8 protein-coding genes are annotated in these 12,821 nt (G+C 67.1%); 6 read left to right on the top strand and 2 right to left on the bottom strand.

Features of this window, described 5'->3' with window-relative positions:
- The first annotated feature begins 48 nt into the window (after nucleotides 1-48).
- Complete coding sequence (locus AUL30_RS04445) at nucleotides 49-1,032, top strand: DUF1402 family protein (RefSeq protein ID WP_062226655.1); 984 nt, start codon at nucleotides 49-51, stop codon at nucleotides 1,030-1,032.
- Nucleotides 1,033-1,081: 49 nt separating this feature from the next.
- Here the strand turns inward: AUL30_RS04445 and tal are convergent, their stop codons facing one another.
- Nucleotides 1,082-2,038, bottom strand: a complete 957-nt coding sequence (gene tal / locus AUL30_RS04440) for a transaldolase (RefSeq protein WP_062226654.1) — start codon at nucleotides 2,036-2,038, stop codon at nucleotides 1,082-1,084.
- Nucleotides 2,039-2,393: 355 nt separating this feature from the next.
- Here tal and bcsN point away from each other — a divergent pair, with 355 nt between their 5' ends.
- From bcsN to AUL30_RS04415, 5 genes are read left to right on the top strand one after another with little or no spacing between them, the layout of a single operon-like run.
- A complete protein-coding gene (gene bcsN, locus AUL30_RS04435) occupies nucleotides 2,394-3,389 on the top strand; it encodes a cellulose biosynthesis protein BcsN (protein ID WP_062226653.1) in 996 nt (331 codons plus the stop codon).
- Between the two features lie 28 nt (nucleotides 3,390-3,417).
- Nucleotides 3,418-5,610, top strand: a complete 2,193-nt coding sequence (gene bcsA, locus AUL30_RS04430; RefSeq protein ID WP_062226652.1) for a UDP-forming cellulose synthase catalytic subunit — start codon at nucleotides 3,418-3,420, stop codon at nucleotides 5,608-5,610.
- Between the two features lies 1 nt (nucleotide 5,611).
- Entirely contained in the window at nucleotides 5,612-8,023 is a 2,412-nt protein-coding gene (locus tag AUL30_RS04425; protein WP_062226651.1) for a cellulose biosynthesis cyclic di-GMP-binding regulatory protein BcsB, read from the top strand.
- 50 nt (nucleotides 8,024-8,073) lie between these two features.
- Nucleotides 8,074-9,078, top strand: a complete 1,005-nt coding sequence (locus AUL30_RS04420; RefSeq protein ID WP_407638261.1) for a glycosyl hydrolase family 8 — start codon at nucleotides 8,074-8,076, stop codon at nucleotides 9,076-9,078.
- The gene (locus AUL30_RS04415) at nucleotides 9,075-11,312 is read left to right on the top strand and encodes a hypothetical protein (protein ID WP_062226649.1); all 2,238 of its coding nucleotides are present in this window, start codon (nucleotides 9,075-9,077) and stop codon (nucleotides 11,310-11,312) included. Before AUL30_RS04420 ends, AUL30_RS04415 begins: the two co-directional genes overlap by 4 nt.
- A gap of 5 nt (nucleotides 11,313-11,317) precedes the next feature.
- Here AUL30_RS04415 and cls read toward each other — a convergent pair whose 3' ends face one another.
- Entirely contained in the window at nucleotides 11,318-12,736 is a 1,419-nt protein-coding gene (gene cls, locus AUL30_RS04410) for a cardiolipin synthase (protein WP_062226648.1), read from the bottom strand.
- Nucleotides 12,737-12,821 lie beyond the last annotated feature (85 nt).

Below are 12,821 nucleotides of genomic sequence, written 5' to 3'. Positions count from 1 at the left end.
GTGCCGCAGGCAGACTGCGGACCATCGCAACATGCGGATGTTTCCACGATGCCAGGTCCAATCCGCCGGCGCTCCGGCCTGACCATGCTTGCTCTGTGCGCGGCGCTGCTGTTCCAGCCGGATGCCGGCCACGCCGCCGAGACCGTCCCCCCGGGCAACCGGCATGCCGAGCAGCCACCCATTCCCGGCGCCTCGCAGCGGCGCACGCGCCAGCTCAAGACGAGCTACGACAACAAGTATCAGCGTATCTACGCGCTTCTGGAGCGTGACCGGGACCTGCGCAAGAAGATCGTCGCCGTATCGCGTCGCTACTCCATCGATCCGGTGCATATCGCCGGCGCGCTGGTGGGGGAGCATACCTACAATGTCGATGCGCTGGACCGGCTCCAGACCTATTACGTGAAGGCCGCGTCCTACCTGAATTCGAGCATGGAGTTCGCCTATAAGGGCGAAAGCCTGTCGGAGCTCCTGAAGGCGGCGCCGTTCCGGGCCTGCGATGCGTCCAGCAACGACGAGGCGCTCTGGAACTGCCGGGAAACGGTCTACGACGCCAACTTCCGGGGCCGCACGGTGAACGGCCGGACCTACCCCAACCAGCGCTTCGGCGCCACCTTCTTTCAGCCCTATTATGCAGGGCAGACCTTCGGTCTCGGCCAGCTCAACCCGCTGACGGCGCTGTCGGTTTCGGATGTGGTGGCCAAGGTGTCGGGCTATCCGCGGCTCGACCCGAACGACGCGGCCGGGGTCTATGCCGCCATCATGGATCCTGACAAATCGCTGGCCTACATGGCGGCGGTCATCCGCTCGTCCATAGCGGCCTATCGTGACATTGCGGGCTTCGACATTTCCGGCAATCCGGGCATCGTCTCCACGCTCTACAATGTGGGAAGCCCGGTTGCCCGCGCCGGCGTCCTGTCGCGCGACAACCGGCAGCGTGCGGCCTCTCGCCAGCCCAAGCGCCTGCCCGAGGAAAACTATTACGGCTGGCTCGTCAACGACCGGGAAACGGAGCTGCGCGCGCTCTTCCAATAGATGCGGCCCGGCGCCACAGGCGCCGGACCGGATTTGCGATTGCGCAGCGTCAGGCCAGGCGCTCGGCCACCAGCGTGCGCAGCTTGATGAGGTCGCCATTGAAGGAGCGGATGCCTTCGGCGAGCTTCTCGGTCGCCATCGGATCCTCGTTCATCGCCCAGCGGAACGATTTCTCGTCGTAATGCCGGCGCTCGGGCGTCTCTCCGCCCATGTCGGGAGAAAGCTTGCGCTCCAGCGTCCCCTGGTCCTTGTCGAGTTCTTCCAGGAGCGCGGGGGAAATGGTGAGCCGGTCGCAGCCGGCCAGCGCCTCGACCTCTCCGGCCGAGCGGAAGGACGCGCCCATCACGACCGTCTTGATGTCGTGCGCCTTGAAGTAGCGATAGATGCTGCGAACGGACTGCACGCCCGGATCCTCGTCCGGCGTGAAGCTCTTGCCCGACTGCTTGACGTGCCAGTCGAGGATGCGGCCCACGAAGGGCGAGATCAGGAAGACGCCAGCATCGGCGCAGGCAATGGCCTGGGCCTCGTTGAAAATAAGGGTCAGATTGCAGTCGATCCCCTCGCGCTGCAGGATCTCCGCAGCGCGGATTCCCTCCCACGTCGCCGCCAGCTTGACCAGGATTCGGTCACGCCCGACACCCCGCTCCTCGTAGGCGGCGATGATGCCGCGTGCCTTTTCGAGCGAGCGCTCCGTGTCGAAGGAGAGGTCGGCATCGACCTCGGTCGATACGCGGCCCGGCACCAGTTCGGACAAGGCCGCCCCGACCGACACGGCGAGCCGGTCGGCCACGGCCGCGACGCGCTCCCCACCATCCATGCTCTGCGAACGGCCCCAGGATACGGCTTCGTCCAGTTTCTCGGCAAAGAGGGGCAGGCCGACGGCCTTGAGCACCAGGGTCGGATTGGTCGTGCAATCCACCGGCTTCAGGCGACGCACGGCCTCGATATCACCCGTGTCGGCCACGACGACCGTCATCTCGCGCAGTTGTTCCAGCTTGCTTGTCATGTCCTCACGAACCCCGTTGTCTCATAGCCGCTCGCACTCGGCTCATACCGGTCGCGCACGCCGCTCGCCTCCCTACTACATAATCATCGCCCTCGTTGGAAACAGCCCGTTGGCTACCAACCTGCCTGCGCCTCAGAATTTCCGACGTGACCTTTGAGTCACTACCTGTGGTAATTTGGCACAAGCGCGGCCACACAACTGGACGTTCCCTACGCAAAGCGGAATACTTATCGAGGCTTCTGCCGTCCAAACCCGTACCCGCGCCTCCCAAAGGCGTAGGTCGCAGGGGCCGCCGGCGCTGCTGCCGTCAGTTCGACGGGCGGGTGTTCGACAGGAGAGTTAAAGCGTCGTGATCATGCCGCGTCCAGCCATACGCCTCCTGTCCCACCTGTCGGTCCTGTGTGCCGGCCTTCTTCTGGCAGGATGCATGACCGGCCAGCCGGATCTGTCCTCCAGCTACCGTTTCGTGCCGCCGGAAGGCGCCTTCGCCTTGCCGCCGCCGGGCGGGCCTGCCGTGGTCAGCGTGATCGAGCGCCGCTACACGGATGCGACGGAGCAGAAGATCGTCCTGGAAACGCAGGGCTCCACCACCGGCGAGAACTACCTCCTGGTCCAGTTCTTCGGGCCGGTCGGCAACGGCCCGGGCCTGGGCGACAGCCCGCTGAACGACCGTCCGCTGCGCGCCAACGATATTGCCAAGGAAATCCGCGCCGCCATGCCGGGCGTGCCGATGCAGCAATCGGCGAGCTATGTGCAGAACCGCTTCGGCACCTTCTCCTATGCGGTCGGGCGCTCGGCGTCCGGCGACATCTGCCTCTATGGCTGGCAGCGCATTGTCGGCCGCGACAACTCCACATTGATCCTGCGCGCTCAGGGGACCATCCAGCTGCGCCTGCGGCTCTGCGCTCCGAACCAGAGCGAAGAGCAGTTGCTGCTGACCATGTACGGCTATTCGATCAACGCCTACTTCGACAATTTCCAGTGGAATCCCTACGGCTCGCCCAAGGGGCCGAGCGAGGATCTGGGCCGCCCGGGCGAGCCCATGTACCCCGTGGCGGCAGGCGGGTTCGAATCGGTCCTGGCGGATCCGGAGCCCGCACCGCCACCCCGCGCGCCGGCACGCCGTGCCAGCCCGCAGCGGGTCCAGGCGGTCGCGCCGGCGCCCGTCCAGGCCGAACCGCTGCCCGCGCCGATCGGTACGCCGGTCCCGCCGCCGCCGCCGGTCAGCACGGCTCCGGCAGGCGCCACGCCGGGGGCCACGCAGAGCGTGCCGTCGCCGGCCGCCAGCGATCGGCCGTCCCGCCCGCTCTGCCTGCCCCATGCCAGCGGCGAGGGCGTCGTATGCCAGTAAAGACGTTTCTCGGCGTGAGGGCTCGTGCATGACGGCTGGAACCTTCGTCCTGTGGTTCGTCACGGCGGTCATGTCGATCTCGCTGATCACGCTGCCCGTCAGCGTGGAGACGCAGCTCGTCTCGGTGGCGCTCGTCCTCATCGCGATGGCGATCATCAAGATGCTTCGCCTGTCCGGCCCGTGGCGGCTCATCGCCCTGGCGCTGGGAACGGCCGTCGTGCTGCGTTACGTCTACTGGCGCACCACGAGCACATTGCCGCCCATCAACCAGCCGGAAAACTTCATCCCCGGCCTCATGGTCTATATGGCCGAGATGTACAGCGTCTTCATGCTGTTCCTCAGCCTCTTCGTGGTGGCTGCACCGATCCCGCCGCGCCCGCCCCGCCCGGAAGAGGACCCGCAGGACCTGCCGCATGTGGATGTCTTCGTGCCGACCTACAACGAGGATGCTGGCCTTCTGGCCAACACGCTGGCGGCATGCCTGGCCATCGACTACCCGCCGGAAAAGCTGAAGGTCTGGCTGCTCGACGATGGCGGCACCGTGCAGAAGCGCAACTCCGACGATCCGGAATCGGCCCAGGAAGCCGAGAAACGGTACCGCGAATTGCAGGCGCTCTGCGCCTCGCTCGGCGCCATCTACCTGACGCGTGAGCGCAACCAGCACGCCAAGGCCGGCAACCTCAACAACGGCATGGCCTTTTCCAGCGGCGAGCTGATCGTGGTCTTCGATGCCGACCACGCGCCGGCGCGTGACTTCCTGCGCGAGACGGTCGGCTATTTCCGCGAAGATCCCAAGCTCTTCCTGGTGCAGACGCCGCACTTCTTCCTCAATCCCGATCCGGTGGAGCGCAACCTGCGCACCTTCACGCTGATGCCGTCCGAGAACGAGATGTTCTACGGCATGATCCAGCGCGGCCTCGACAAATGGAACGCTGCCTTCTTCTGCGGCTCGGCCGCCGTCCTGAGCCGCAAGGCGCTCGAGACGACGGGCGGCTTTTCCGGCGTCAGCATCACCGAGGATTGCGAAACCGCGATCGAGCTGCATTCCCGCGGCTGGAACAGCGTCTATGTGGACAAGCCGCTGATCGCGGGGCTGCAGCCGGCCACCTTCGCCAGCTTCATCGGCCAGCGCTCGCGTTGGGCGCAGGGCATGATGCAGATCCTGCGCTACCGCTTCCCGCCGCTGAAGCGCGGCCTCTCCCTGCCGCAACGCTTCTGCTACATGTCGTCCACGCTCTTCTGGCTGTTCCCCTTTCCGCGCGCCATGTTCCTCATCGCGCCGCTCTTCTATCTGTTCCTCGACCTTGAGATCTTCACCGCATCGGGTGGCGAGTTCCTCGCCTATACGCTGACCTACATGGCGGTGAACCTGATGATGCAGAACTACATGTACGGCTTCTACCGCTGGCCCTGGATTTCCGAGCTCTACGAATATGTCCAGACGGTGCATCTCCTGCCGGCGGTCATCTCCGTGATGATCAACCCGAGCAAGCCGACCTTCAAGGTGACGGCCAAGGACGAATCCATCGCGCAGAGCCGCCTGTCGGAAATCAGCCTGCCCTTCTTCGTGATCTTCTTCGTCCTGGTCGTGGCCGTCGGCGTTACGATCTGGCGCATCTATGCCGAGCCTTACCGGGCCGATCTGACGCTCGTCGTGGGCGGCTGGAACCTCCTGAACCTCCTGATTGCGGGCTGCGCCCTGGGCGTCGTGTCCGAGCGCTCCTCCAAGCGCCAGACGCAGCGCGTTTCCATCAAGCGGCGTTGCGAGGTGGAGGTGAATGGCCAGATCCTGCCCGGCACCATCGAGGATGTCTCGGTGTCCGGCGCCCGCATCCGCGTGTTCGGCGCCCTGCCCGACACGCTGGGCGGCGGATCGCATGGCATGGTGCGCTTCAAGCCGGGCCGCCCCGTGGGCGGCGACTCCATGCCGGTGGATATCCGCAACGTCGAACGCGTCGGCAACGGCGCGGCCATCGGCTGCCAGTTCGCCCCGACCAGCGCCCTGCATTTCAGCCTGATCTCCGACCTGGTCTTCGCCAATTCGGACCAGTGGTCGGCCATTCAGCAGTCGCGCCGCCGCAACCCCGGCGTCCTGCGCGGGACCTACTATTTCATCAAGATCGCACTCTTCCAGACGCAGAGGGGCCTCTACTACCTGTTCCGTGCCAAGGTCGGCCGCAAGGAGCAGACGGCACAGCAACTCCAGTCGGCGGCACGGTGACATGCGGATGACCCTGTCGCGCCTTGCCGCACGTGCCCTTCTGTCGATGCTCGTCCTGACCGGCGCGCCGGCGCTGGCACAACAGAGCAGTCCCTTCGACATGTCGGGCGAGCGGCCGGCGGAGCCTGCGCCGGTGGAGCAGGCGCCCGCTCCGGCAGCACCGCCTGCCCCCGCGCAGCCTGCACCTGCCGCCCCCCAAAACGCCCCCGTGGCGGCACCTCCGGCTTCGCAGCCCGCACAGACGAGCCCCGCGCCGGCTCAGGCGGCGGCCACCAGCGGACGCAGGTTCATCGTACCCTTCGAGCGGCTGAACCTGCCGGGAGAGATCGCCCGGCGGGCCTGGTCCCTGTATCTGACGCCGGAAGAGGCCGGTGCCGCGGCCACCTTCAACCTTGGCTATCAGAACGCCATTTTCGTGGCCCCGGAATCCTCGCGCCTGCGCGTCTCCATCAATGGCAGCATGCTGGTGGACGAGCCCATCGCCTCCTCGGACGGGGTGAGCGACATGCAGATCGACGTGCCGCCGGGTGTGTTGAAGACCGGCTACAACCTGGTCGTCTTCGAGGCATCGATGCGCCACCGCACCGATTGCAGCATATCATCCACCTACGATCTCTGGACCGAAATCACGCCGGCCCGCACCTTCCTGGACTATGCCGATCCCGACACGGTGCGCATGCGCCGGCTGGACGATCTGCGCGGGCTGGGTGCCGACAGCGCGGGGCGCACGCGATTCTCCATCGTCGTGCCGCCGAGCGAAGTGGCCTCGGCCGTCGAGCCGCTGACCAAGCTGGCGCAGGGCATGTCGCTCCTGGCCAGCATGCCCAACCAGTCCGTCCGTGTCCTCGATGCCCTTCCGAGCGACGCTGCCGAGGGTGAGATCGTGGTACTGCTCGGCCCCGCCGCGCCGCTGCGCCGGCTGGTTCCGAGCCTGCCCGAACAGGTGGGCAGCGCCGCCACGCTGGATTTCGTCGACGGCGTCATGCCGAATCGCTCGGTGCTGGTCCTGTCCGGTCCCGGCTGGGCCGATGTGAACGCCGCCATGCGGCAGATCACGGCGCCGTCCGAGCGCCCCATCTCGGTCCAGCGGACCGTCCTCTCCTATGCGGGCTGGGTCTATCCCGACCCGCCCTTCGTGATGGGCGCAGCGTCGATCCCCCTCTCGGAGCTGGGGGTGACGACCACGGAATTTTCCGGGCGGCGCTTCAACACGTCCTTCAACATCGGCGTGCCGTCGGACTTCTATGCCGCAGACTACGGTGAAGCGCAGCTCATTCTGGATGCCGCCTATTCGCAGGACATCCTTCCGGGCAGCCATCTCGATATCTATGTGAACGGCAACATCGCCACGACCGTGCCCCTGGGTGCCGGCGCGGGCGCGATCCTGCGGCAGCTGCCCGTCAATGTGACGATGCGACACTTCCGGCCCGGCATCAACGAGATCGCCATCGAGACGGTGCTCCTGACCGAATCGGACGCCGTCTGCGCACCGGGCGCCAGCGCGGGCGATGCGGTGCGCTTCGCGCTGTTCGATACATCGAGCTTCGACATTCCCAACTTTGCCCGGATCGGCACCCAGCCGAACCTGCCGGCCGTCAGCGGCACCGGCTTCCCCTACAACCGCGCGACCGAGCCGGTCCCGCTGATCCTCGACCGCGGCAGCAGCGCCACCCTGTCGGCCGCCGCCACCTTCCTGGCGCGCCTTTCCCTGTCTGCGGGGCGCATCATCGATCTGGATTCGACCGCGCCGCTCACCTCTTTGCCGGGGCGCGGGGCGATCTTCGTCAACACGCTGCCGCAGGTTCCGGTCGGCGTGCTGGCGACCGTCGGCATTTCGGAGCAGGCCCGCACCAGCGGCACGGTCGCGCCGGGCGCCATGCCGACCTCCGCCGGGACGGCCGCGGCCATGGACCGGTGGAGCAGCCAGGTCGGAACCAACTGGCTGCGCCCGCTCGAGCGCGTCAGCGAATGGCTGTCCGATACGTTCGACCTGTCCTTCGACACGTTGCGGCTCCTGCCGGGCAGTAGCGGCCCCTACACGCCGCCACCCGGCACCTCCGCCATGATCGCCCAGGGCATCAGCCCCGATGGCGGTGGCTCCTGGCTCCTGGTCACGGCCCCGACGGACGAGGAACTCCAGTCCGGCATGGAAACCATGACGGAGTACGACAACTGGCCCTTGCTGCAAGGACGTCTGACGAGCTTCTCCCCCGCCACCGACAGTTTCACGAATGTTCCGGTTGCGAGTGTGGAGTTCGTCCAGACCCAGGCGCTCTCCTATACGAATTTTCGTCTGATCGCTGCCAACGCCCTTTCGGAAAACATCCTGCTCTACGCGGCCATGCTGTTCATCTTCTCCGCCATCCTCGGCATCGCCACGACCCTTCTCGCCCGTCGGCTGGGACGACACTGATGCGCCGTCTTGCCCGCACCCTATCGAGCCTTGCCCTTATGGCCCCCCTCATGGCCCTGTGTTCTGGTCCGGCGCTCGCCGCAGCGATCGAAGCCGACGACTGGACGGCCTTCCGCAATGCCTTCGTGGAGCCCAACGGCCGCGTCGTGGACACCGCCAATGGCCGCATCAGCCACAGCGAGGGCCAGGGCTACGGGATGATCCTGGCCTATCTGGCCGACAACCGGGGTGATTTCGAACGGATCTGGTCCTTCACCCGAACGGAAATGATGCTGCGCGACGACGGGCTCGTCATGTGGCGCTGGGATCCGCAATCGACACCGCGCATCACCGATCCGAACAATGCCACCGACGGCGATATCCTGATCGCCTATGCGCTGGGCCTGGCCGGCCGCGGCTGGAACCGGCCCGACCTCCTGAACGCCGGCGCGGGCCTGGCCAAGGCGATCGGCGATACGGTCGTGCGCCAGCATAATGGCGCTCCGGTCATCATGCCCGGCGCCGATGGATATGATGCACAGGCGCGCCCGGACGGGCCCGTCGTCAACCTGTCCTACTGGGTCTTCGAGGCCTTCCCCGTGCTGGCCGACCTCGCCCCGTCGATCGACTGGGACGCTGTCTCGCAGAACGGCGTGGCCCTGATCGAGCAGTCCTTGACGGACGGGCGCAACCTGCCCCCCGAATGGTTGTCCATCCGCACGGTGCCGCGCCCTGCGGAAGGCTTTAAGGATGAGTTCGGCTACAATGCGCTGCGCATTCCGCTCTATCTCGTGCGTGGCCAGATCGACGCGCCGGAGCTGATCGAGCGCCTCGCCAAGGCGATGGATCCGGACGGCAACGCGGTGACGCTGGTCGATCTTGAGTCGGGCGCGGTCAGCGAGCGGCTGACGGATCCGGGATACCGCATCATTCCGGCTCTCGCCGCCTGCGCGCGGGACGGCACAAAGATCGGCGAGGATCTGCGCCAGTTCACACCGACGCTCTATTACCCTTCGACCCTGCACCTCCTGGGTCTGTCCTATGCGGCGGAGCATCATCCGGAGTGCCTGTCATGAACCAGTTGGCCATTTTCGGGCTCGGCGCCGGGCTCGTGACCGCACTTGGCCTTGCCGGCCCTTTCACCGGCTCCGCGCAGCCCGTATCCGGCCAGGCCCGGCTCTACGCACAGGCGGATGCGCCGGCCGGCCAGGGCACTCCGGCACCGGCGGCTGCGCAGCCTGCTGCCGACAGCGTACCGGAGGTAGACGAGACCGCGCTGCGTTACTTCGCCCGGCAGGGGGATACGCGACGGCTGGAGGCGGAGATCGCCCGTTTGCGGGCGCTCTATCCCAACTGGACGCCGCCGGCCGACCCGCTGGCCGTCGCCGATGTGGGCGATACCGAACTCGACCGCATGTGGCAGCTCTATGCGCAGGGGCAGTACGCCCAGGTCCGCGAGGCCATCGCCGAGCGGCGCAACCGCGAGCCGGCCTGGCAGGTGCCGCAGGATTTGCTGGACCGCCTGGCCCTGGCGGAAGCGCGCCAGCAGCTCATCAATGCCTCGGACCTCAAGCAGAACGAAACCGTCATCCGGCTCGGCGCCGAAAATCCGAGCCTTTTGACCTGCAGCGACGTCGACGTCTTGTGGCGGGTGGCCAGGGCTTTTGCCGAAACCGACCGGCCGGCCCGGGCGACCGATGCCTACCGCTACATCCTGAGCACGTGCGACAATGCCAATGAGCGGCTGGCGACGGTGCAGATGGCTCTGCCGCTCCTGCCGCGCGAAGATCTGCAACAGCTCCTTTCTCTCGAGCGCAAGGATGCGAGTGGACAGGGAGAGTTCCAGTCGATCCGCGTGGACATTGCCCGCCAGGCCGTGGCCGACGGCGGTGCGGACCCGAAGATGACCGTTCCGCCGGAGCAGCTCACCCTTCTGCGGACCACGGCGCAGGACAATGATTCGGCCGCCGATGCTTTGCTGCTCGGCTGGTACTACGTCCAGCGCCAGGACTATACCGACGCCCGGGACTGGTTCACCCGCGCCGCCCAGCGCGACAACACGGCCGAAGCCGCGCGCGGGCTTGCCCTGGCTCAGATCGGCCTTCGCGACTTTACCGCCGCGGAAGCCACGATGCGGCCCTTCAGCTCCGAATCGACCGAGTCGCGCTCCGTCTATCTGGCCGCCGCAGCCAACCTTTTGGCCGCAGAGCCGCCGGTGTCGCTGCCGGCGGACGTCCTGTCGCTCATCGTGCAGGAAGTCGCCAACGCGCGGGATGCCGCGACGGCCGAGCAACTGGGCTGGTACTCCTATGCGCTGAACCAGTTTCCGACGGCTGGCCAATGGTTCGCCACGAGCCTGAACTGGCGGGCGGACAGCGAGCTGGCCGCCTTCGGCCTGGCCCTGACCCGGCAGCGGCTCGGCGATGCCGCCGGCTTGCGCGCGATCCAAGAGGCCTGGGCCGGCCGGTCCGAACGGATCGCCAATATCGGACGCGACTGGCGCGGCGCCACGCCGCAGGCATCCGCGGCGCTGCCGTCCACTCCCGCCACGATGGCAATGCAGCCCATGGCGCCCGTCCAGGGCACGCTTGCGCCAGCCGGCGCGCAGGCCGGAACGCAGCAGGCTGCGCCCGTCGCGCCCATGGCCTATGCCGAGCCACAGGCGACCATGCAGCCGCAGGCCATGGCGCCTGCCCCCGTAATGGCCCCTGCCCCGGTGGCCACCCAACCGCCTGCGCGCGCCGCGCCGCCCGCGCAGCGCCAGGCTGCCTCCGGCGGCGGCGCCTCGGTGCGCGGCTGCCGCGATGCCATACCGCCGCAGACCCTGGCGCCACAGGCGGCGCTGAACCGCGCCTGGTGCCTGATGGAGGCGAACCGCCCCATGGAAGCCGCGCCGCTCTTCGACCGTGCGCTCGCGACCACCAGTGCCGGATTGCGGCAGGATGCCGCCTACGGCCTGTCCCTCGCCTATCTGCGCGCGCAGCTGACCGACAAGGCGGCCGTCGCGGCCACGATCGCACAGCAGCCGCGCGCCCGCCGGATCGAGCTCGAGGGCGCCATCCTGTCGCAGCGCGCCACGAGCACCTTCGATGCCGGGCGTCCCGTCGAAACGCTGATGACGCTGGACCAGCGGGCCCGGATCGTTCCAGAACAGCTCGATCTCATGGTCCTGCGCGGCTATGCCTATATGCAGCTGCGCCGCTACCGCGATGCCGAGCGGGTCTTCAAGGCCGTGGCGGCCACCGGCAACCGCGAAGGAATCCGTGGCCTCGCCGCCGTCCGCGAGGCCATCCAGCCGACGAAGCGCTGACCGTCCTACAGGAGCGGGCTGATCAGCCGCGCCCAGTTCTCGACGAGTTTGCGATGCGCGGGGCGGCTGGCCCATTCCTTGGGGTCGACCCGTTCGGACGCCGCCATGGTGCCGTCCTGGATAGCCTCCAGCTTCGCGACCTCCACCCGGTCGAACAGAAGCACGCTCACTTCCGCATTGAGCTGGAAGGACCGGATGTCCACGTTGCTGGAGCCGACGATCGCCACCCGCCCGTCGATGGTGACGTGCTTGGCATGCAGGAGATAGGTCCGGTAGCGGTGGATCTCCACGCCGATCCGCAGGAGTTCGGCATAGTAGGAGCGTTGCGCCAGCGCCACCAGAAGCTGGTCGGCAATTAGCGACACTATGAGATGCACCTCGACCCCGCGCAGGACCGCCGTGCGCAGCGCATTCATCAAGGCCGCGTCGGGAATGAGGTAGGGCGTGGTGATGATAACCCGCGAGCGGGCAGCGCTGATCTGTGAGACGAGGAGGGTTTCGAAGCCTTCGATCGGATAATCGGCGCCGGATGGCAGAAGCTGCGCGACGACGCCGCCCTCGATCGGTTCCACAATGTCGGGATCGGGCAGGAGATCGAGCGTTTCCAGATACCAGTCGGACTGGAAGATCGATGCCATCTGCGCCACCGCCGGCCCCTCCATGCGGATCACCAATTCGCGGTTGACGACCCCGGGGCGGAAATCCTTGGCGACGATGTTCTGCGAGCCGCCATAGCCGATCCGCCCATCCACGATGTAGAGCTTGCGGTGATTGCGCATATCGCTGCGCGTGTGGCCGCGGATGAAGCGCAGGGGCAGCGCCTCGCGCGCGTCGACGCCGCCCGCCCGCAGCTTCGCCAGTGTTCCCTTCATCCAGCGCCGGGAGCCCAGGGCATCGATGAGGACACGGGTCTGAACGCCGCGCCGGGCCGCGGCCGTCAGCGCCGCGATGATCTTCTGCCCCGCCGCATCGTCGGCAAAGATGTAGACGAGGATATGGACGGACTGGCGTGCGCCATCGATATCGGCCACGAGCCGATTGACCACCGCGTCGTAATCGGCCAGCCATTCGATCCGGTTGCCGCCCACGGGCGGATAGGCGCCGACGCGTTCGGCAAGGCTGGCCAGTTCGGCCTCCCGACGGTCCATGGCGTTGGCGCGGATCGGATGGAGCTGGTCGACGAGCCTGTCACTCACCGGGGCGAAGGCGGCGAAGCGCGCCGCACGCCAGGGTGGAAAACGCGGTGTGCCGATGGCCAAGAACAGGATCAGCCCGGGAATGGGCAGAAAGAACAGGAGCAGGAGCCAGCTGCGGGCGGCGTCCGGCGTGCGGCGCAGAGGCGCCACCGCCAGCATGACGAGCCGCACCAGCCATTCCGCTGCCAGATACACGGTGCCGAGACCTGCCAGAAAGCTGAAGTCCACCCCCGTATACCCTCCATTGCCTGACCGCGAGCGACGTTGGACGGCCGCGAACGGCTTGTCCAGCTTGGGCCTGGAACATTATCCT

Origin of the sequence: Aureimonas frigidaquae (assembly GCF_001463905.1) — a bacterium.
Classification (GTDB): domain Bacteria; phylum Pseudomonadota; class Alphaproteobacteria; order Rhizobiales; family Rhizobiaceae; genus Aureimonas; species Aureimonas frigidaquae.
This window is presented reverse-complemented; position numbering and strand designations above follow the sequence as displayed.

Excerpts from the sequence above, each read along its gene's own strand:
- AUL30_RS04445 (WP_062226655.1), top strand. The coding sequence starts at position 49 with ATGCCAGGTCCAATCCGCCGGCGCTCCGGCCTGACCATGCTTGCTCTG.
- tal (WP_062226654.1), bottom strand. The coding sequence starts at position 2,038 with ATGACAAGCAAGCTGGAACAACTGCGCGAGATGACGGTCGTCGTGGCC.
- bcsN (WP_062226653.1), top strand. The coding sequence starts at position 2,394 with ATGCCGCGTCCAGCCATACGCCTCCTGTCCCACCTGTCGGTCCTGTGT.
- bcsA (WP_062226652.1), top strand. The coding sequence starts at position 3,418 with ATGACGGCTGGAACCTTCGTCCTGTGGTTCGTCACGGCGGTCATGTCG.
- AUL30_RS04425 (WP_062226651.1), top strand. The coding sequence starts at position 5,612 with ATGCGGATGACCCTGTCGCGCCTTGCCGCACGTGCCCTTCTGTCGATG.
- AUL30_RS04420 (WP_407638261.1), top strand. The coding sequence starts at position 8,074 with ATGGCCCTGTGTTCTGGTCCGGCGCTCGCCGCAGCGATCGAAGCCGAC.
- AUL30_RS04415 (WP_062226649.1), top strand. The coding sequence starts at position 9,075 with ATGAACCAGTTGGCCATTTTCGGGCTCGGCGCCGGGCTCGTGACCGCA.